This window comes from Saccharopolyspora indica (assembly GCF_027853965.1).
Taxonomy (GTDB): domain Bacteria; phylum Actinomycetota; class Actinomycetes; order Mycobacteriales; family Pseudonocardiaceae; genus Saccharopolyspora; species Saccharopolyspora indica.
Genome location: NZ_JAQGLB010000015.1, coordinates 125,193 through 143,651 on the forward strand (window position 1 = coordinate 125,193; position 18,459 = coordinate 143,651).

At 68.1% G+C, this 18,459-nt stretch carries 15 protein-coding genes; 8 read left to right on the forward strand and 7 right to left on the reverse strand.

The window, feature by feature from the left end:
• Window positions 1–3 precede the first annotated feature (3 nt).
• The 4 genes from OU416_RS27975 to OU416_RS27990 are packed head-to-tail and all read left to right on the forward strand — an operon-like array spanning window position 4 to window position 4,311.
• Window positions 4–1,005, forward strand: coding sequence for a 3-oxoacyl-ACP synthase III family protein (locus OU416_RS27975; RefSeq protein WP_270930020.1), 1,002 nt, complete (start codon window positions 4–6; stop codon window positions 1,003–1,005).
• Entirely contained in the window at window positions 1,002–1,871 is an 870-nt protein-coding gene (locus OU416_RS27980) for a 3-hydroxybutyryl-CoA dehydrogenase (protein ID WP_270930021.1), read from the forward strand. Before OU416_RS27975 ends, OU416_RS27980 begins: the two co-directional genes overlap by 4 nt.
• Window positions 1,849–2,871 carry a zinc-binding dehydrogenase gene (locus OU416_RS27985; RefSeq protein WP_270930022.1) on the forward strand — a complete coding sequence of 341 codons (1,023 nt, stop codon included), beginning with the start codon at window positions 1,849–1,851 and terminating at the stop codon, window positions 2,869–2,871. The genes OU416_RS27980 and OU416_RS27985 overlap by 23 nt, the downstream gene beginning before the upstream one ends.
• Window positions 2,872–2,904: 33 nt before the next feature.
• Window positions 2,905–4,311, forward strand: a complete 1,407-nt coding sequence (locus OU416_RS27990; protein WP_270930023.1) for an acyl-CoA carboxylase subunit beta — start codon at window positions 2,905–2,907, stop codon at window positions 4,309–4,311.
• 71 nt (window positions 4,312–4,382) lie between these two features.
• On the opposite strand, the gene OU416_RS27995 is transcribed toward OU416_RS27990, so the two are convergent.
• The gene (locus tag OU416_RS27995; protein WP_270930024.1) at window positions 4,383–4,598 is read right to left on the reverse strand and encodes a biotin/lipoyl-binding carrier protein; all 216 of its coding nucleotides are present in this window, start codon (window positions 4,596–4,598) and stop codon (window positions 4,383–4,385) included.
• A gap of 245 nt (window positions 4,599–4,843) precedes the next feature.
• Here OU416_RS27995 and OU416_RS28000 point away from each other — a divergent pair, with 245 nt between their 5' ends.
• Window positions 4,844–5,623, forward strand: a complete 780-nt coding sequence (locus tag OU416_RS28000) for a DUF1963 domain-containing protein (protein WP_270930025.1) — start codon at window positions 4,844–4,846, stop codon at window positions 5,621–5,623.
• A 142-nt stretch (window positions 5,624–5,765) separates the two neighbouring features.
• On the opposite strand, the gene OU416_RS28005 is transcribed toward OU416_RS28000, so the two are convergent.
• The gene (locus tag OU416_RS28005) at window positions 5,766–6,239 is read right to left on the reverse strand and encodes a GbsR/MarR family transcriptional regulator (protein WP_270930026.1); all 474 of its coding nucleotides are present in this window, start codon (window positions 6,237–6,239) and stop codon (window positions 5,766–5,768) included.
• 124 nt (window positions 6,240–6,363) lie between these two features.
• Here OU416_RS28005 and OU416_RS28010 point away from each other — a divergent pair, with 124 nt between their 5' ends.
• Both OU416_RS28010 and OU416_RS28015 read left to right on the forward strand, forming a co-directional pair.
• Window positions 6,364–7,263, forward strand: coding sequence for an ABC transporter ATP-binding protein (locus OU416_RS28010; RefSeq protein ID WP_270930027.1), 900 nt, complete (start codon window positions 6,364–6,366; stop codon window positions 7,261–7,263).
• A complete protein-coding gene (locus OU416_RS28015) occupies window positions 7,260–8,870 on the forward strand; it encodes an ABC transporter permease (protein WP_270930028.1) in 1,611 nt (536 codons plus the stop codon). Before OU416_RS28010 ends, OU416_RS28015 begins: the two co-directional genes overlap by 4 nt.
• Before the next feature lie 181 nt (window positions 8,871–9,051).
• Here OU416_RS28015 and OU416_RS28020 read toward each other — a convergent pair whose 3' ends face one another.
• The 4 genes from OU416_RS28020 to OU416_RS28035 all read right to left on the reverse strand — a co-directional run bounded on the left by OU416_RS28020 (window position 9,052) and on the right by OU416_RS28035 (window position 16,470).
• On the reverse strand, window positions 9,052–10,368 hold the full coding sequence (locus OU416_RS28020; protein WP_270930029.1) for an amidohydrolase family protein: 1,317 nt from the start codon (window positions 10,366–10,368) through the stop codon (window positions 9,052–9,054).
• 479 nt (window positions 10,369–10,847) lie between these two features.
• Window positions 10,848–12,041, reverse strand: coding sequence for a hypothetical protein (locus OU416_RS28025; RefSeq protein WP_270930030.1), 1,194 nt, complete (start codon window positions 12,039–12,041; stop codon window positions 10,848–10,850).
• A 26-nt stretch (window positions 12,042–12,067) separates the two neighbouring features.
• Entirely contained in the window at window positions 12,068–14,968 is a 2,901-nt protein-coding gene (locus OU416_RS28030) for a DEAD/DEAH box helicase (protein WP_270930076.1), read from the reverse strand.
• A gap of 5 nt (window positions 14,969–14,973) precedes the next feature.
• Window positions 14,974–16,470, reverse strand: coding sequence for a serine/threonine-protein kinase (locus OU416_RS28035; protein ID WP_270930031.1), 1,497 nt, complete (start codon window positions 16,468–16,470; stop codon window positions 14,974–14,976).
• Window positions 16,471–16,506: 36 nt separating this feature from the next.
• Between OU416_RS28035 and OU416_RS28040 the strand changes: the two genes are divergently transcribed.
• A complete protein-coding gene (locus OU416_RS28040; protein WP_270930032.1) occupies window positions 16,507–17,109 on the forward strand; it encodes an SEFIR domain-containing protein in 603 nt (200 codons plus the stop codon).
• Between the two features lie 2 nt (window positions 17,110–17,111).
• Here the strand turns inward: OU416_RS28040 and OU416_RS28045 are convergent, their stop codons facing one another.
• On the reverse strand, window positions 17,112–18,041 hold the full coding sequence (locus tag OU416_RS28045) for a hypothetical protein (protein WP_270930033.1): 930 nt from the start codon (window positions 18,039–18,041) through the stop codon (window positions 17,112–17,114).
• Window positions 18,042–18,459 lie beyond the last annotated feature (418 nt).

Consider the following 18,459-nt stretch of genomic DNA (forward strand, 5'->3'; position numbering starts at 1 on the left):
ACCATGCAACGCAACACGATCGGAGTCCTGGCCACCGGCTCGTACGTGCCGGCCTGGGAGATGACCAACGCCGAGCTGGCGCCGCGGTTCGACGTCACGCCGGAGTGGATCGAGCGCAAGACCATGATCTCGGCCCGGCGCTACGCGGCGGCCGACGAGGCGGCCTCGGACCTGGCGCTGCACGCCGCGCGCAACGCGATCGAGCAGGCGGGCATCGGCCCCGACCGGCTGGACTACATCGTCGTGGCGACGTCCACGGGGGACGCGCCCCTGCCGCCCGTGGCGTGCCTGCTGCAGGACGCGCTGCGGGCCCGCCGGGCGGCGGCCTTCGACATCAACATCGCGTGCAGCGGCTTCGTCTACGCGCTCGCCGTGGCCCGGAGCCTGATCGCCGAGCGCCCGGGCGGTCACGCCCTGGTGGTCGCCACCGACGTCTGGTCCCGCTTCACCGACCCTGGCGACCGCGGGACGTCGGTGCTGCTGGCCGACGGCGCGGGTGCGGCGGTGATCGGCCCGGTCGGCGCGGGCGGCATCGTCGAAACCGAACTCCTCACCCACGGGGACCAGTCCGACCTGCTGGTGGTCGAAGCGGGCGGGAGCCGTCGCCCGGCCTCGCACGACACCGTCGACGAGGTCGCGCACACGCTGCGGATGCGCGGCCGGGCGGTCACCGAGTTCGTCACCGGCCAGGTGCCGACGACCGTCAAGGAACTGCTGGCCAGGGCCGGTGTCGGGCCGGAGGAGGTTTCGCACTTCATCCCGCACCAGGCCAACGGGGTGCTCCTGACGGGCCTCGCCGACCAGCTGGGCCTGGTGAACGCGCAGACCCACCTCACCGTCGAGCGCTACGGGAACTCCGGGGCGGCCTCGTTGCCGGTGACGCTGGACGAAGCGCACCGGGCCGGGCACCTCCGCAGCGGTGATCTGGTGCTGCTCGTCGGATTCGGCGGCGGCATGTCCGTCGGCGCCAGCCTGCTGGCCTGGAACGCGGAGGTCTCACCATGACGGACAACGCCGAGATCAGCCGGGTCGGAGTGGTCGGCTGCGGCGTGATGGGCGCCGGGCTCGCGGAGATCTCCGCCAAGGCCGGACTGGACGTGCTCGTCGCGGTGACGTCGACGACCTCGGAGCAGGCCGGGCGCAAGCGCATCGAGCGGTCGCTGGCCAACGCCGTCGCCAAGGGCAAGCTCGGCGAGGACGAGCGGGACTCGCTGCTCGAACGGATCACCTTCACCACCGACATCGGTGACTTCGCCGACCGGCAGCTGGTCGTCGAGGCCGTCACCGAGCACGAGCCGACCAAGCTCAAGATCTTCTCCCAGCTGGACGCGGTGCTCGAGGACGACGAGGCGATCCTGGCCACCAACACGTCGTCGTTGTCGATCATGCGGATCGCCCGGGCCACCGAGCGGCCGGGCCAGGTGATCGGCACCCACTTCTTCAACCCGGTTCCGGTGCTGCCGCTGGTCGAGGTGGTCGGTTCGCTGCTCACCGAGCAATCCGCCCACGACCGGCTGGCGGCGTTCCTCACCGACGTCCTCGGCAAGGAGGTCGTCCGCGCGCCGGACCGCTCCGGGTTCGTGGTGAACGCGCTGCTGGTGCCGTTCCTGATGGCGGCGATGCGGATGGTCGAATCCGGCTTCGCCGCCGCGGCCGACATCGACCGGGGGATGACGCTGGGATGCGCGCACCCGATGGGGCCGCTGCGACTGGCCGACCTGATCGGGCTCGACACGCTGCACGCGGTCGCGACCGAGATGTACGAGGAGCACAAGGAACCGCTGCACGCACCACCGCCGCTGCTGGCGCGCATGGTCGACGGCGGCCTCCTCGGCAAGAAGTCCGGCCGTGGATTCTACGACTACCGATGACGAGCGAGACGTGATGACCGAAGGTGTGAAGCGCCGGGTGGCCAGGGCCGTGCGGCCGGGTGGCCCGGAGGTGATCGAGGTGGTGGAGGAGGCTCTCGCCGCTCCGGGGCCGGGCGAGGTCCTCGTCAAGGTGGTGGTCTCGGGCGTCAACCACGCCGACGGCCTGCTGCGCTCCGGCGGCTACGTGGTGTCCGCGCGGTTCCCGCACCCCGTCGGGGTCGAGGCCGCCGGGGTGGTGGCCGCCATCGGCCCCGGCGTGCTGGTTCCGGTGGGCACCCGCGTCGCCGGGACGGGCTGGCTGGGCTCGTGCGCGGACTACGCCGTCGTCCCGGTGGAGCGGCTGGTCGAGATCCCCGGCCAGCTCTCCTTCGAACAGGCCGCATCGGTGGCGCACGCCGGCGCGGCCGCGGGCGCTCTCACCCGGGTCTGGCCGGTGGAGGGCCGCGTGGCGGCGGTGTGGGGAGCGGCGGGCGCGGTCGGCCGGCTGCTCGTGGTGATGCTCGCCCGGAGAGGCGCCGAGGTCATCGGAATCGCCAGCGGCGCACGGGTGAAGGCGGTGCAGGAGCTGGGCGCCGCGCACGTCGTCGACCGGGCTGCCGGTGATGTGGCGGAGCAGGTCCGCGCGGCGACCGGGGGCCGCGGGGCGGACGTGGTGTTCGACCCGGTGGCCGCCGAGACCTTCCGGACCAGTCTGGGCATGCTCGCCCCGCGGGGCTGCCTGATCAACTACGGCCAGCTCGCCGGGGAGGTGGACGGAGCTCTGTTCCACGAGCTCTTCCGCGCCGGGGGAGTGTTCGTGACGAAGTTCAACGCGGCCGCCTACGTCACCGGCTACGCGGACGTGACCCGGCTGATCGGGGAGGCCTTCGAGCTGGCCGCCCAGCACCCGTCGGCCGTGGTTCCGGTGGCCGACCGCTTCGGCCTGGCGGACGTGGCGGCCGCGCACCGGGCCCTCGACTCCGGCCCGGCGGGCAAGGTCCTGGTCATTCCCGGTCGCTGAACCCGAATCACCTGCTTCGCGAGGAGAGTGAGCATGTCGATCGCACCTGCCGTTGCCGAACCGGACCTGCGGGATCCGCTGGTCCGGCTTTCCCAGCTCGTGGACGTCGATTCGCTGGTCGTGCTGAACCCCGGTGACGACAGTGGCGTGCAAGCGGCCACCGGTCGCGTGGACGGCGTCCCGGTGGTCGCCTACTGCACCGACGCCACCAGGATGGGTGGCGCGCTCGGTGCCGCGGGCGCTCAGCGCATCGTGGAGGCCATCGAACTGGCGATGCGCCAGCGCAGCCCGGTCATCGGGGTGTGGCACTCGGGCGGCGCCCGGTTGGCCGACGGTGTGGAGTCCATGCACGGCGTGGGCCTGATGTTCGCGGCGATGGTCAGGGCATCCGGGCGGATCCCGCAGATATCCGTGGTGCTCGGCCCGGCAGCCGGGGCCGCCGCGTACGGTCCGGCGCTCACCGACGTGGTCGTGATGGCCGACGCGGGGCGCGTTTTCGTCACCGGGCCGGACGTGGTGCGCAGCGTGACCGGCGAGCAGATCGACATGGCCGGGCTGGGCGGACCGGAGGCGCACGGAAAGCGGTCGGGCGTGGTGCACGTGACGGTGGGCAGCGAGCACGAGGCCCACGAGCACGCGCGGCGCCTGGTGGGTTTCTTCGCCAAGCCGGGCATCTTCGACCTGGCCTCGCTACCGGCCGACGAGGAGCTGGACTTCGCCCTGCCCGCCTCGCCCCGCCGCGCCTACGACGTCAAACCGCTGATCCGGTCCCTTGTGGACTACGGTGATTTCCTGGAACTGCAGGCGAAGTGGGCGCCCAACATCGTCATCGGGTTCGGGAGGCTGGGTGCGCGGTCGATCGGTGTGATCGCCAACAACCCGCTCCGCAAGGGCGGGTGCCTGGACTCGCTGTCGGCGGAGAAGGCGTCCCGCTTCGTGCGGTTGTGCGACGCGTTCGGCGTCCCGCTGGCGGTGCTCGTCGACGTGCCGGGCTACCTGCCCGGTGTGGGGCAGGAGTGGGGCGGCGTGGTGCGCCGCGGCGCGAAGCTCCTGCACGCCTTCGCCGAGGCGGTGGTGCCCAGGGTCACCTTGATCACGAGGAAGTCCTACGGCGGTGCCTACATCGCGATGAACTCCAGATCGCTCGGTGCGACGAGAGTCCTGGCGTGGCCCGGTGCGGAGGTCGCGGTGATGGGCGCGGAAGCAGCGGTGGGGATCCTGCACCGGAAGAAGCTCGCGGCGGTCGCGGACGACGAGCGGGAAGCCCTGCTGACCCAGCTGATCGCCGAGCACGAGCGCATCGCCGGCGGCGTGGACAGGGCGATGGCGCTCGGCGTGGTCGACGAGGTCGTCGACCAGTCCCGGACTCGCCGCCGCCTGGCGGAAGCCCTCGCGGCCGCCCCGGCAGGCCGAGGCCACCACGGCAACATCCCCCTGTGATCAACTGATCTGCGCGGGGAGGAAGGGCGCCTCTCGCCGAACTGGCGAGAGGCGCCCTCCGTCGTACCGGCCTACTCCGCGGCGATGACCGCGATGAGGTCTCCCTCGGCCACCGCGTCGCCTTCGGTCACGGCCAGATGCGTCACCACGCCGTCGATTTCGCTGAGCACCGGGATCTCCATCTTCATGGACTCCAGGACAGCGAGCTCGTCATCGGTCTTGACCTGCGCGCCCTCGGCGGCCCGCACCGTCCAGACGGTGGCAACCATTTCCGCTCTGATCTCCATCAGATTCCCTTCCGCAGTGCTCAGCGGGCGGTGGCGACACTGTGGACCACGCCCACGTCATGGCCTTCTTCGGCGAATTCCGGAAAATAGGAGGACTTCGGCCTGCAGCGGCAGGTCGTCCTCCGGGCTCTGGCCTGGAAATCACCTTACCGTCAGCAACAACCAGGAGAGTGCCTCCGCTCGGTCGAATCCGCAGTTTCCACGACGGCTCACGGGGACCGGGCGGAGGCCAGTAGGTTCGATCCATGACGGACACCGAGATCGAAACCCACGAGACGACGGCCGCCCGCTTCCGCGCCGAAGCCGTCGCGCGGGGCATTCCGGCCGCCGAGGTGGAGGCGTACCTGCGCACCGCCCGCCCGGCGATCTACCTCGCTGCGGACGGCTCCGGCCCGGTGGTTGCGCTGACCGGCGGGAACCCACCGCTGCCCGAAGGTGCTCCGGCGCCGACGGCCGCGTTCGTCGGGGCCGTCGACTGCGCGGCCCTGCCGCCCGGCGCGACAGACCTGCCGCTGCCCACCGAGGGCCTGTTGCTGTTCTTCGCCGACCCCGCGCCGGGCGCCGGGGCGGTGGTCGCCGACGCGGTGCGCTACCTACCGGCCGGGACGCCGTCGGCGGAACACCCGGGCAACCCGGACGACGGCGTGAGCACCTACCGCCGCGGACGACTGGACTTCTGCTTCCACCAGTGGTCGTGGCCTTGGCACGAGGAGGACGACGACGAGGAGTCGCAGCAGGTCGCCGAGCTGGAGTCCGCCTGGTCGCACGTGGTCGGCTGGCGCCCCCGCTGGCGGTTCCAGCTCGGCGGTGAGCCGGTCCTGTTCAACTGGGACCCGGTCGAGGTGGCCCAGGGCGAAGTGCCGCTGCCCGCCGGGGACGGCGACGAGTGGACGCTGCTGGCCACCTGGCGCGGTGACGACGACTGCGACGAGCTGGAGTCGGCCCTCTTCCACTGGGTGATTCGCCGCGCCGACCTGGCCGCGCTCCGCTTCGACCGGGTGTACGTGTACGTGGACGCCTTCTGACCGTCGAGGCAGCGAACTCCCGGCAAGTCTCCCGACCGCTGAACGACTCCAGCTCCTCGCCGCCTGGACGGCCACCGAGGCGAGGGCGCAGCGCTGACCCAGGACCCGCTCGAACGATCGACCCGGCTATGCGAGCACCGCGTCATGAATGTTCAGGCGGTGTCGTGCGCTCCGCGTTCTCGACCTGCTGCCACTTGTCCAGCAGGCCTGCCATCTCGGCGTGGATGAAGCGGAAGAAGTCGCGCATGTCGGTGATGCGCTCCACCGCCGGTGAGCCGGTGTCGCCGAGGGCGCGCACGCCGTCCTCGGCGAGCTCGGCGATCGCCTGGTAGATCCCGCCCTTGGTGACGCTGGAGGTGTACCAGGCGTCGTCGCGCAGCCGGTAGCTGTCCCTGCGGGAGCCCGGTACCGGCCGCCGCTCGACGATGCCGAGCTGCATCAGGTAGCGCACCGCGCCGGAGATCGCCGGGGGGCCGACTCCGAGCCGCTCGGACAGGTCCGCCGCGGTGAGGGCGTCCTCGTCGGCGGTCATCAGCGTCATCAGCACCCGGGCGGCCATCCGGGAGAATCCCCACTCCGCGAACGTCATCGCGGCGTTCTCCACGAACTGGCTCACGGCCCGTTCGTCCCGTCCGGTCCCGGCTCCAGCGGCCACGCTCACGTCCCTTCGGTCGTCCTCCCGCAAGTGTATATGGTTCTGAATGTTCACAAATTTGTGAATGTTGTGTAGGTTGAGAACCATGGAACTGACGATCGCGGTGTCCGGGCTGGTTAAGACGTTCGGCCGGACGCGCGCACTCGACGGGCTCGACCTGTCCGTCCGCACCGGTGAGGTGCACGGCTTCCTCGGCCCCAACGGCGCGGGCAAGTCGACCACCATCCGAATCCTGCTGGGCCTGATGCGCTCCGACGCCGGGCACGCGCGGCTGCTCGGCGGAGACCCGTGGCGGGACGCGACCGAACTGCACCGGCGGCTGGCCTACGTGCCGGGCGATGTGTCGCTGTGGCCGAACCTCTCCGGCGGCGAGGCGATCGACCTGCTGACCCGGTTGCGCGGCGGCGGCAACCGGGCACGGCGCGAGGAACTGGTGGAACGGTTCGGGCTCGACCCGCGGAAGAAGGGCCGGGCCTACTCGAAGGGCAACCGGCAGAAGGTCGCGCTGATCGCGGCGCTGTCCTCCGATGCCGACCTGCTGATCCTCGACGAACCGACGTCGGGGCTGGACCCGTTGATGGAAACGGTCTTCCAGCAGTGCATCGCCGAGGAGCGGGAGCGCGGCCGCACCGTGCTCCTGTCCAGCCACGTACTGTCCGAAGTGGAGGCTCTCTGCGACCGCGTCAGCATCATCCGCGGTGGCCGCAACGTGGAATCCGGGACGCTCGCTGAGCTGCGGCACCTGAGCCGGACCTCCATCACCGCGGACCTCGACGGCCCGGTGCCCGAACTGCGGCTGCCCGGCGTGCACGACGTCGAAGTGCAGGGCGCGCGCTTGACCTGCGCGGTGGATCCCGCAGCTCTTCCCCAGGTGCTCGAACGGCTCGCCGCGGCCGGGATCCGCGGCCTCGCCAGCCAACCGCCGACTCTCGAAGAGCTCTTCCTGCGGCACTACGGGACCGAGCGCGCGGAGGCCGTCCGATGAACTCCTTGGCGGGAACCGGGCTGATGCTGCGGCACGTGCTGCGGCGCGACCGGGTGCTCGGCACCGCGTGGGTGCTCTTCCTCGCGCTGCTCGTGGTCGGGGTGGCCAAGCAGTACGCGGGGCTCTTCCCGACCGATCGGGCGAGACTGGACTTCGTCGCCGAGGTCCGGGCGAACGCCGCGCTCAACGCCTTCACCGGTCAGCTCCACGGCGACGGGCTCGGCAACCTCGTGTTGTGGAAGACGGGCGACATCGCCTTCACGCTGATCGGGCTGATGGCGGTGCTGCTGGTGGTCCGGCACACCAGGGCGGAAGAGGAATCGGGCCGTGCCGAGCTGGTGGGCGCGGGCGTGCTGGGCAGATTCGCCACGCTGACCGCGAGCCTGCTGGCGGTCAGCCTGCTCAGCGTGCTGGCGGGAGCGCTGTCGGCGGTGGGACTGGCCGCCTTCGGGCTCGACGCGGCCGGTTCCGCCGCGTTCGGTCTCGCGCTGATCGCGCCGGGTCTCGTCTTCGCCGCGGTGGGCGCGGTGGCCGCACAGCTCTCCGAGCGTGCTCGCGGCGCCATCGCGATCGCCAGCACGGTGCTCGGCATCGGCTACCTGATCAGGTTCGTCGCGGACGGCAGCGGTTTGCTCTGGCTGCGTTGGCTGTCGCCGAACGGCTGGAGCCACCTGGCCGAGCCCTTCGGCGGCAACCACGTCGGGGTGCTCGCAGTGCCCCTGGCGGTGGCGTCCCTGCTGGTAGCCCTTGCCTTCCGGTTGGCAGCACGGCGCGACGTGGGCGCCGGTGCGCTTCCCGCCCGCCTCGGGCCTCCTACCGCGGTCGGTCGGCTGCGCAGTCCGCTGGCACTGGCCTGGCGCCTGCACCGCGGCCAGATTTTCGGCTGGACGGTAGCGCTTTCGGCGTTCAGCGCCGCCACGGCGGCCGTCGCGACCGGCATGCCGGAACTGGCGAGCCGGTCGGGGGAGCACGTGCGGGAGTTCTTCCACCGCTACGCCGCAACACCCGACGCGGGTATCGCGGACACCTTCATCTGGCTGATCATCGTCAGCATCGCCGGGGTAGCGGCGCTGTACCCGATGATGGCCGTCCTGCGGCTGCGGGCCGAAGAAACCGGTGGCCGCGCGGAGATGACGCTGGCGACACCGACCAGCAGGCTGCGCTGGGCCGGCGGCCACCTCCTGTGCGCGGCGGCGGGATCGGCGCTGATGCTGGCCGCCAGCGGCCTCGCTGCTGGCCTCGTCTACGGCATCACCAGCGGCGATGTGCCCACGCAGCTGCCCGGAGCGCTGTCGGCGACGCTGGTCCAGATACCGCCGGTGTGGCTGATCGGATCGCTGGCGGTGATCGCCGTCGGAGCCTTCCCCCGCCTGGCGACCGCCTTCGTCTGGGTGGTGTTCATGCTGGTCAACCTCTTCGGGGAATCGCTGGGTCCCATCCTGGGAATCGACTACGGGTACGCGAACCAGGTGGTGCCCTTCCACCACGTTCCCAAGATCCTCACCGGCGGTGAGTTCACCGCCGCGCCGCTGCTGATCATGACGTTGCTGGCGGTGGTGTTCGCCGCAACGGGCCTCGCAGCGCTCAACCGCAGGGACATCCGGTGAGCCGGTCCGGCAGGACGCCGAGCTCGCCTGGGAGCGAAGCGCTTCCGGTGGGTGCCCGGAGAGAATCCACGGCACGACGACGCCTGGGGCAGGCCCGAGTGCGAGTCCGCGGTGCGCGCACCGGCACCCGACGCGCCGGAAGCTCGTGCGTGAGCGCCCCGGCGAGAACCGGGGCGACCGCTCACGAGGCGCGGGTCAGCGTCGTCGTCACCTGGGTGCGGGCGACGAGGCGGCCCTGATGGATGACCACGCGGTCTTCGGTGGCACCGGCGACCGCTTCGTCGAGATCAGTCGCGCGGATCGCCAGGAGTTCCGCGGGATCCCCCGGACGCAGCGTCACCGGGGGCAGGTTCAGCACAGCGCGGGCCTGGTCGGACACCGCCGCGTAGGCCGCCGGGATGTCGAGGTGGCCCGCAGCGACCAGCAGGGCGGCTATCTCGAACGGGTCGGCCCGGCCGACGGCGTTGAACGGGTCGCGCCAGTTGTCCCCGCCGGCGGCCAGGACCGCGCCCGCGCGGCGGAGCGCATCGATGGCCGTCAGCGCCCGCGGCACCCGGGTACCGCTATCGCGTCCCTGCAGGTACAGGTTGGTCTGCGGCAGCGTGATCACCGCGACGCCCGCACCCGCCGCCTGCTTCGCGATGAGCTCGGCGGTCCCCGGGTCTTGTTGGCCCAGGCTCACGCAATGCGAGGCCGCGACCCTGCCGCCCATGCCGGTCCGGGCGGTTTCGGCGATCAGCTCGCGCAGCGACAGCACGCTCGGGTCGGTGGTCTCGTCGGTGTGCAGATCGACCATGCGGTCGTACTCGCGGGCGGCGGCGAGGTATTCGCGCACCGCTGCGGCCGGGTCCGGGTCGGCGTAGGGCAGGCCGCCGACCACGTCGGCCCCCATCCGCAGCCCCTCGTCGAGCAACGCCCGCGCTGGAGCTCCTGCCACGCCGGAGATCGTTCCTGCGAAGGCCACGACCTGGATGTCGGCGATGTCGGCGTACCGCTGCCGGAGGTCCAGCATCACCGCCAGGGCTCGGGTACCGCTGCTCTCCGTGGTGTCCACGTGGGTGCGGATGGCGGTGTAGCCGTGCCGGACCGCCAGCTCGATGCCGCGGCTGGCCCGGTCGCGCACGTCCTCGTCGGTCATCGTCGGTGCGAGCGCGGGCATCACCTCGATCGCGCCCTGCAGGTCGCCGGTCGGGTTCGGCACCCGCCGCGCCAGGAACGCCTTGTCCAGGTGCGCGTGGGCTTCCACGCCGGACGGCAGCAACAGGTAGCCGTTGAGGTCGACCTCCTCGGCATCGGCCGCAGCACCACCGATCGCCGCGATCTTGCCCTGGTCGAGCAGCACGTCGGCCCGCTGACCGCCGGGCAGGGCCGGGCCCCGCAACAACAACCGGCCGCCGCCCGCGGCCGCCCCGGACGAAGTGCTGGTGCAGGCCGCTGCACCGACGGTGGCGAGCGCTCCGGCCAGCACCGCGCGCCGGGAGACGTTCGGACGAGCCATCGGACACCCCTCTGGGTCGACGGGCGCGACGCACCCTCGGGAGGCGTTCCGGAGGCTCCCTCGACTCCGATCGGGATGGATCACGCTAGCTGCGCGAACAACGCCTGACATGCCGCCGTTCAGGTGCGGATCGATCAAGGAACCATCCACTGAGGTCGCATTCCGTCGTGCTGTCGGCGACACTGGTTCAGATACCGCCGGTGTGGCTGATCGGATCGGCGGCGGTGATCGCCTTCGGATCCTTCCCCCGCCTTCGTCTGGGTGGTGTTCATGCTGGTCAACCTCTTCGGAGAATCGCTGGGACCAATCGGCGACTTCGCGGCCGCCCCACTCCTGATCACGACGGCGCTGGCGGTACTGCTCGCCGCAACGGGCCTCGCAGCGCTCAACCACAGGGACAACCGGTAAGCCGGTCTGGCAAGACGCCGAACGTGCCGCGGGCTGTCGACGGATGTGATCACCCAGCCAGGCAGGGGCATTTAGGAGTCTCGTTGCAGGTCGTTGTCCAGTTGGTCGAGCTGGTTGAGCAAGTCGGTTTCTCCGGCCTCGGTGGCCAGAGCACGTAGCCTGGTGTCGTTGAGATCGGGGAAGTCCAGTTGATCTCCGGTCATGCGTAGCAGGTCGGCACGGTCCTGCGGCCGATAGCGGAACACCCCGAGTAGCGACTTGGCGCGAGTCAGCAGAGCACGTCGGCGTACTTCGTGGTCTTGGCACCACACACGGACTACGACGGTGCGGAGATCGACGAACGAGCCGACGTCTGTGATTCCGCGTTGTGCCGCTGGTCCGAAGTCCTCGGGAGTGAGATCGGCCTGCCACGATCCGTCCGGGTGCTGGAAGAGCTCCCGTCCGGGTGGGGCATTCCGCTCCAACCAACCCCGGACGATCTGTTCCTGCATCTCAACAGGTGGCGTTTCGTTCTGCAATGTGAAGCCGATGTCGGGAAGGTTGGTGCACAGATCACTGAGCTCCTCGTCGAGCTGACCGCGGACGGCTTCGCTATAGGCGAGGTAACGGACGTAGCCGCCTCGCACGACCGTGCGCACGAGGAAGAGCGGAAGGTACACGTACTCCGGCTGTGCGTCCTCCGGGTTCTCCACCGAGAGCGGAAGGTTGAACTTGTCGCGGTCGGGGTTCTTCTCCAGGTCGGTGAGCGCTTCACGCCGGAACTGCCACGTGCTGGTCAGCCAGACGAACTCGTCCCGCTCAGCCCGGGCTCGCGCCTCGGAAGGATCCAGGAATACAGTTGAATCCTGGTAGTAGCGCCGGTGCAGCGGCTTTGATCGGAAGCCGTCGAAGTAGAGCTTGCGCCGATCTTCACGGCGGATCTCGAAGCAGGTGTTGGCGGCCAATGACTCGTGAGCGAGCGAGGTCAGTGCGAGCTGATCGCCGCGGGAACTCAGGTGACCGATGCGGTGCAACACCCGGACGGCGCGGTCCACGAGAACGGGGTCCAGGGACAAGAACTTGGCGAGATCTCGAACAGTCGTGAACTCACCGTCGTCGATGGACCGCTCGATGAACTTGTCGATGAGCGCGTAGTCGCGTCCCGTCCTGGTGGTGGCTCGGACTTCGACCTCGTGCACCGGGAACAGGACGCGGAACACTCGGGTGGGGCAGACGCCTTGGCGGTATGCTGCGTCTTCCAGAGCGCTGCGCTTGGCCTTGTTCATGTTGTGCTGGGAGGGTGCGTGTGCAGTCATGATCCCAATTCGGTGAGTCGGGCGACGATGGCGTTGTAGGCGACGATTTCTCCGTCGCGTCGCAGCGTGTCGCGCAGCTTCTCCATCAGGGCGGTGAAATCGGGATCCCTGCTGGTCAGCAGTGCTTCCAAGTCTCCGACGAGCACTAGGCGCTGCTTTGCTCTTGTGAAAGCGACGTTGAGGCGCCGCAGCTCGTCGAGGAATCCGATGTAGCCGCCTGCGTTGCTGCGGGTGAACCCGTAGAGCACCACGTCGCGCTCCCCGCCCTGAAAGGCGTCAACCGTGCCGAAGTTGCCCTCGACGGTCTTTGAGTTCGGTGCCCAGTGGCTCGCCTCCTCCTTGAGATGGCCGAGTTGTTCGTTGTAGGGCACGATCAGAGCCCACTCGGCCCGGTTGCTGTTGTAGTGCTCAGCGAGCCGATTGAGAATTCGCGCCTCTGCCCTGTTGATGTATCCCGCGTCTTCCACCTGCGTTTCGCGGCGTTCATGCTCGAGCAGCGTCGAGGTGTCCACGAACACCAGTGGCCTGCTGAAGAGAGCATCTCCCCGTCGCGGCTCCACTGCGGACTTCACGGTTCCGCCGTAGAAGTGCTCGGAAATGAGCCGTGCGATCGCCTCAGGCATCCGACGCTGCGTCTGCAGTTGCACCACATGATCCGTGGGTACTGATTCGACCAGGATTTCCAGCATGCTCTTCTGGGACAGAGCTAGGAGTTCGGTGGCATCGTCGCGCTTCTCGATCGCGCGCTTGAATGAATCTTTGGTCACTGGGGGCAATTGCTTGTGGTCGCCCACGAGCACGCCGCGTTTGCCGCGGATCAGCGGAATCAGGGCGTCGGAGGTCTGCACCTGCCCGGCCTCGTCCACGATGACCAGATCGAACTCCTCGCCAGCGATGTCCTTCTGGGTAGCGGCGCCGACGCAAGTCGTGCCGATGACGTCGGCGTAGCGGATCAGCTCCGGGCGGATCTGCTGGATCGGGCAGGAGGACACGGCGTCGTGCCACTCGTTGGCCAGCACGGAGCGCGTGTGCAGAAGCCCGATGCGCCTCTGCACACCCTGGTGCAGTCCTCCGACGAACTGGAACGTCGTCGCATCGTCCGCGCCTCCAGGTACGGGCGGCAGCGATTCGATGTTGAAGAGTGCGTGGCTTAGCGTGGAAAGCGTCTTCAGCGCGTCGGCTCGGTTCTGGTCGACTTCCCCCGCAGCGTCCTCACATTTCAACTGCGCAGCCCGCACTTCGGGTATCTCCTGGAGCATCGCCTCGAGCTGGTCGTGAGCGAGCCGGAGGAGCTCGCGGGTCTCGTTCCACCGCTTAGAAACGGCATCGAACCGATGGCGTTGCTTCTCGACGCGGCGGTCGCGCAGTCGGCCGACGAGCCGGGACCACCAGCTGTCCCGGGTGTGATCCGCGCGCTGGGCGGCCTGGTTCAGGCTGTTCTGCGCACGGCGAGCACGTTCCCGCTGATGGTCGAGTTGCTGCGAAATCTGCTGCACGCGGGCGTGCGCGGGACCACCGACGGAGCGGCGGCACCTTTCCAGTTCCGCTTTGCGCGATGCGAGCTCACTGCGGGACTGCTCCCAGGCCGTGAGCTGCTCGCCCAGCAGCTGGTGCCAGCGGAGCGCCTCCGGGAGCTTCTGGTAGTTCTCGCAGGTTACCCGGCTGCTGCGTTTGAGCCCCTCACGCAGCTCGTGTGCGTAGTTGTCCAGCAAGATGGGCTGCACGTTGGGATCGACCTTCAGCTCGTCACCGAGGCGGATCGCGATCACATCTTTCGGACGCCGGTCCAGGACGTTGTCCACAGCCTTGTTCGAGAACGACGTGACCAGGGTCTTCCCGTTGTCGGACCGTCTCAGGGCGTCGACCATCTCCGTGATGACTCGCGTCTTCCCGGTGCCCGGAGGCCCTAGAACGATCAGAAGGTCCTCGATGCTCAGTGCGCTGCGGAGGGCACGTTCTTGGGACGGGTCGAGCTGTTGGGAGGGCTGCACCTCGACCTTGCGCATCGGCCGCGTCTGGTGCTCGACGAGCACCTTCAACAGGGACCGGTTCTGCGTCTGCCGGGACCGCAGTGCTTCCGCCGTCTCACGGCGCTTGACGTGCACGACATCAAAAGGTGCCGGGACCAGGATTCCCGGGCCCGTCAGCTGATTCCAATCCGGCGAGCTGTCGAACTTCACTGCGACTGCCTTGCCGGTCACCTCCACCACCTGGCCACGCAGGTCGGAGGCACCGCTGATCTGCACGTAGTCGTACCGCTTCGGCACAGGGCCTTCGATATCAAAGATGTAGGTGCTCGTCGTGGTGAAACCGCGCGAGCCTCCTGGACGCACGCGCTGGTAGGCGAAGCCGGTTTGCAAGGAGACGTCCTGCGCTTCGACTTCGCGGGCGATCTCGTTGAAGATATCGAGCATGTCGAGGTAGCGCTCGTGCTGGGGGTCGAGACGTGCGACGTTCTCCTGGTCGGCCAGATCCTGCTCGAGCTGTTGCCATTCCTTGCAAAGCTTTCGCCAGCACCTGGTGGGGTTCTCCGGGAGCTCCTTGATCCGAGCTTTGACTCTCCATTTGGAGCGCAGCAGCAGGCAAGACCGATCGAGTTTAGCGTGATGCCACAGCGTGAACGGTGTGGCGTCGTTGATCCAGAAGAAGCGTTCGTCCTTGTTCAGACCGAGATGGACGACGTAGCCGTAGGTGTACAGATAAAGGCGGCCCTTGCCCTTGCCCGTTACCACGGTCGCGGGAACTAGCCCATCAGATCGGCGTGACAGGTCCTTGATGATCTGCTCAGGTCCTGCGGGCAGGAGCGGGGACTTCGACTCGCGCTGGCGCAGCTTTTCCTGCAGGTCATTTCCGGGGATCAAGTGGATCGGACCAGTTACCGGGACTTCGCGCAGCATGCTGCTCACTTCCGGAATGCGGATGCCAGATCGGCGACCGTCGGACGTCTGGCGGGAACGGGGTCGAGGGCGGCATCGATCGCCGTGCAAGCGGCTTCCGGGGCGACCGGACATACCTGTCGCACCGGCAGGGATGCGCTGTCGCGAGGTCGGTGACCGCTGATCTGGTGGTAGGCGACGGCGGCCAGTTGGTAGGCGTCGGTCCAGGGGCCGATGCGGCCCCTTCCTCGGAAGGTCTGCTCTGGAGCGGGATAGGTGGCGTGCTCACCCGGAACTGGCGTACGGGTCGAGGCGCCGAGATCGCGCAGCGCGAGGTTCTCGTCGTCGATCCGGACGATGCTCTGTGGTGCCAGTTCGCGATGGCTGTGTCCACGGCGGTGCAATGCGGTGAGCGGGTCGGCGAGCCCAGCGAGGGCCGCCAGTGTTCGGCGTACCACGATCGAATCCAGCTCATCGGGGTACGGGGTGTAGTCCGCGAGGGTCGCGAAGCGCTTGGGGGGTTCATCTCGCCGAGGCCAGGAGAGAACGAGGGTACGCGTGCGGTCTTCGTCGAGCAGGGCGAGCGGGCGCGGCACAGCTTCCTGGTCCCGGCTGATTTCTTCGGTCAGTTCGTATTCTGCCGCCAACGATGCGAAGAGTTCCCCTGAGCACTGGACTTTCTGCTCAACCTGTTTCAGCCAGACCCACTCGTGCGGCTCGCCGATGAGCATCGCCGGCGCCTGCCGCAGAACCTCTGGACCACCTTCGCCACCGGGCAGCTCGACTCCGTTGTGCACGAGGAGCCTCTGGTCATTCAGGAGAATCGTTTCTCCGGCGCAGAGGATTACGTTCAAGACGGGCGGTGGCGTGTCCGCGCTGTGGGGAGGATTCGATTCCTGCGTGATCGGATGGGGTGGGCCTTGCGATGGCTTGGCGTGTAGGGGGCTGTTGCGTAATACGCGCAAGAGGTCCTGGACGCGGGGGTCCTCGGTGTCGATATGGCTGATCACGTAGGGACGTCTGGAGTAACCGGCCAGCATTCGTGGGATATCCGTGATGGCCCTGCCAGGCAGGACCACTGGCAGCATCTTCTTGAGCGTCCGGGGAAGGTTCTCCGCGAGGCTGTCGCGGGCGAGCGCGGCTCCAATCACCCCCTCGGGATCTCCCGGATGCATGGAGTCCATCAGGCGCTTCATCTCGGGTGACGCTATGACCAGGATGAAATCCGCTTCGTCGGACCACGCGATCGCGTCGATCACCTGATCGGATCGCTGCGGTGGGCTCCATTCGGGCAAGTCGGCATCGATGCCTGCGCCTTCTCGCAGCATCGTGGCGAATTTGATCACCTGGGCGATGTGCGCCTCCGAGTCACGCGCACGGAAGACATAGACGCGCGGGCCTTGCGCGGATTCCCCCGGATTCGGCACGACCGGACTCTCCTCCACTTCCGTGATCGGCACCATCGGAGAACGTGCCACACCAGATGCAGCAGCGGTGCCGAAGCAGGCCGAATTGTCCAGCATTTGGCCAGTGCAGATGGTGGTTGAACAGTCATCGTCATGACATGGTTGCTGGTCAAGGTCCCAAGCGAGTCGCGTGATGAGGGAGAAATGCAGCTACCCACCGCCGTCTTCATCTCTTACATCCACGAGGATGAAGAACATCGCAAGCAGGTGTTGAAGTTCGTGCAGTTGCTGGCAAGCATGGGAATCGACTCGGTGAACGACTTCTGGCTCAAGCCGTACCGCCACGACATCGGCAAGTGGGCCGAGCACTACATCAGGGCATCGGACTACACCCTGGTGATCGCTTCGCCGCGGTTCCGGCTCATCGGCGACGGATACGGCGCTGACCATGAGAACGAGGGCGGTCAGTGGGAAATCGCCCTCCTGCGGGAAAAGCTCCAGCAAGCCCGGAGCGAGTGGACTCGACGTATCCTTCCGGTCCTGCTTCCCGGGCACACGAAGGCGGAGATCCCCGACTTCCTCCAACCGTCCGGTGCACACCACTACCACGTCCCGGAGATCACGAAGGACGGTGTCGAGAAGCTGTACCGCACGTTGACGAAACAGCAGAAGCACGTCAAACCGGAACTGGGGGAGCCGATGGAGTTGCCGCCGAAGTCCGGCCCCGGCTCACCCGGGTGGGAGTCCGGTTCGTAGCGCTACCGCTCCCACCGGATTCCGTAGGCGAACTCCGGCTGCAGGTTGCGGAAGCGCACGTGCACCTCGCCGGCGGCATCCGTTTCGAGCGGTGTGCCGGTCACCGATCGCAGGTCGTTCTTGAAGACCTTCTCCAGCAGCCCGACCATGCGCGGAGTTCGTGTACCGAACCGGACCGTGAGGGCGAACTCCGCGCAGGCGCTCTTCGGCACGCACACGTAGTGCGGCAGCATTTCCGCCGCGCGAAACCGTAGCGCGATCTCGTGCTTCTGCCCACGCCGCAACGGTTCAGGTGGCCGAAGCGTAAGCCCGTTGAGCTTGCTTGATCCGTTCCGCGTGCGCAGCAGGGTCCCACCGGCGAACACATCGACTTTGACGTCATCCGCACCGTGGATCGCCATTTGGTCCGAAGCGGTCAGCGGGGTCGCGAGGTCGAGTTCGTCGAGAGATTCGTTGCAGGCCACCACGCTACGGAACACGAAGGCCTCAGGACTCGGTTGGTCGAGCGCCAGCAGTACCCGCATCCGCTCGGTGTGCCACGAACCTGTCGGCGTTGCCGCAGTCTCGCTGCCTTCGGCGAGCAGCAGGGCCAGTTCTGCACATCCTTCGTCGATGCGACGTCGAGCGGTGCGGATGTCGCGATCGATCGCCTGCGCAACCCACGCTTGCCGGTTCTGGAGAAACCGCGACTCAGGGCCGCTGAGGCCTAACGCCGTCAGCGCGGCTTGTCGTTGTTCACGTCCCAACCACTGGGCCTGCAGAGTTATCGCCTCGATGACCTTCTGGACGGTCCTTGTCGGCGTGTCGTCGGAGGTCACTCCGCAGGCGGTGCGCAGAGCATCGCCGATCTCGTCAGCTCGCGCCAGACACAGCCCGCGATTCCTGCGAAGCCGCTTCAGCTCCGCTTCGCAGTCCTCGGCGCTGCTTCCCAACTATCCCTCCCAGTGATCACGCATTGCTGATGACGTCGACGAATCCCAGTGCAAGTTCCGTATTGGTGCGACTGAACTGCGCTTGGAAACGGAATATGCCGAGGGATGAGTTTCATTCTGGCGACAATGAGGGGGCGGCTTGAGCGCTGCGCTCACGGTCGTTCAGCTGGCTGTGGGCCGATTTCAGTGCAGGGTGAACCGGTCGACTGATTCGGCCTCTCGATCAGCTAGCCCATCTCCCTCTGCTCTAGAAGGCCGAATCAACGACACCTAAAGGTGTCGGCGGCGCAATGGCGGGGCCGGGGGCCCGCTTGACCTGCGGCGCGGTAGTCTTGGCCGGGACGCTGGTGTCGCAGGCCTGTGACGGCCTGGGGTGGAACCCGACTGCGCTGCGCGGTAGGGGCTTCGGTGTTGTTGC

What these genes read in the sequence shown, in the direction of transcription:
- OU416_RS27975 (WP_270930020.1), top strand. Translation starts at nt 4, where the DNA reads ATGCAACGCAACACGATCGGAGTCCTGGCCACCGGCTCGTACGTGCCG.
- OU416_RS27980 (WP_270930021.1), top strand. Translation starts at nt 1,002, where the DNA reads ATGACGGACAACGCCGAGATCAGCCGGGTCGGAGTGGTCGGCTGCGGC.
- OU416_RS27990 (WP_270930023.1), top strand. Translation starts at nt 2,905, where the DNA reads ATGTCGATCGCACCTGCCGTTGCCGAACCGGACCTGCGGGATCCGCTG.
- OU416_RS27995 (WP_270930024.1), bottom strand. Translation starts at nt 4,598, where the DNA reads ATGGAGATCAGAGCGGAAATGGTTGCCACCGTCTGGACGGTGCGGGCC.
- OU416_RS28000 (WP_270930025.1), top strand. Translation starts at nt 4,844, where the DNA reads ATGACGGACACCGAGATCGAAACCCACGAGACGACGGCCGCCCGCTTC.
- OU416_RS28010 (WP_270930027.1), top strand. Translation starts at nt 6,364, where the DNA reads ATGGAACTGACGATCGCGGTGTCCGGGCTGGTTAAGACGTTCGGCCGG.
- OU416_RS28015 (WP_270930028.1), top strand. Translation starts at nt 7,260, where the DNA reads ATGAACTCCTTGGCGGGAACCGGGCTGATGCTGCGGCACGTGCTGCGG.
- OU416_RS28020 (WP_270930029.1), bottom strand. Translation starts at nt 10,368, where the DNA reads ATGGCTCGTCCGAACGTCTCCCGGCGCGCGGTGCTGGCCGGAGCGCTC.
- OU416_RS28025 (WP_270930030.1), bottom strand. Translation starts at nt 12,041, where the DNA reads ATGAACAAGGCCAAGCGCAGCGCTCTGGAAGACGCAGCATACCGCCAA.
- OU416_RS28030 (WP_270930076.1), bottom strand. Translation starts at nt 14,968, where the DNA reads ATGCTGCGCGAAGTCCCGGTAACTGGTCCGATCCACTTGATCCCCGGA.
- OU416_RS28035 (WP_270930031.1), bottom strand. Translation starts at nt 16,470, where the DNA reads ATGCTGGACAATTCGGCCTGCTTCGGCACCGCTGCTGCATCTGGTGTG.
- OU416_RS28040 (WP_270930032.1), top strand. Translation starts at nt 16,507, where the DNA reads ATGACATGGTTGCTGGTCAAGGTCCCAAGCGAGTCGCGTGATGAGGGA.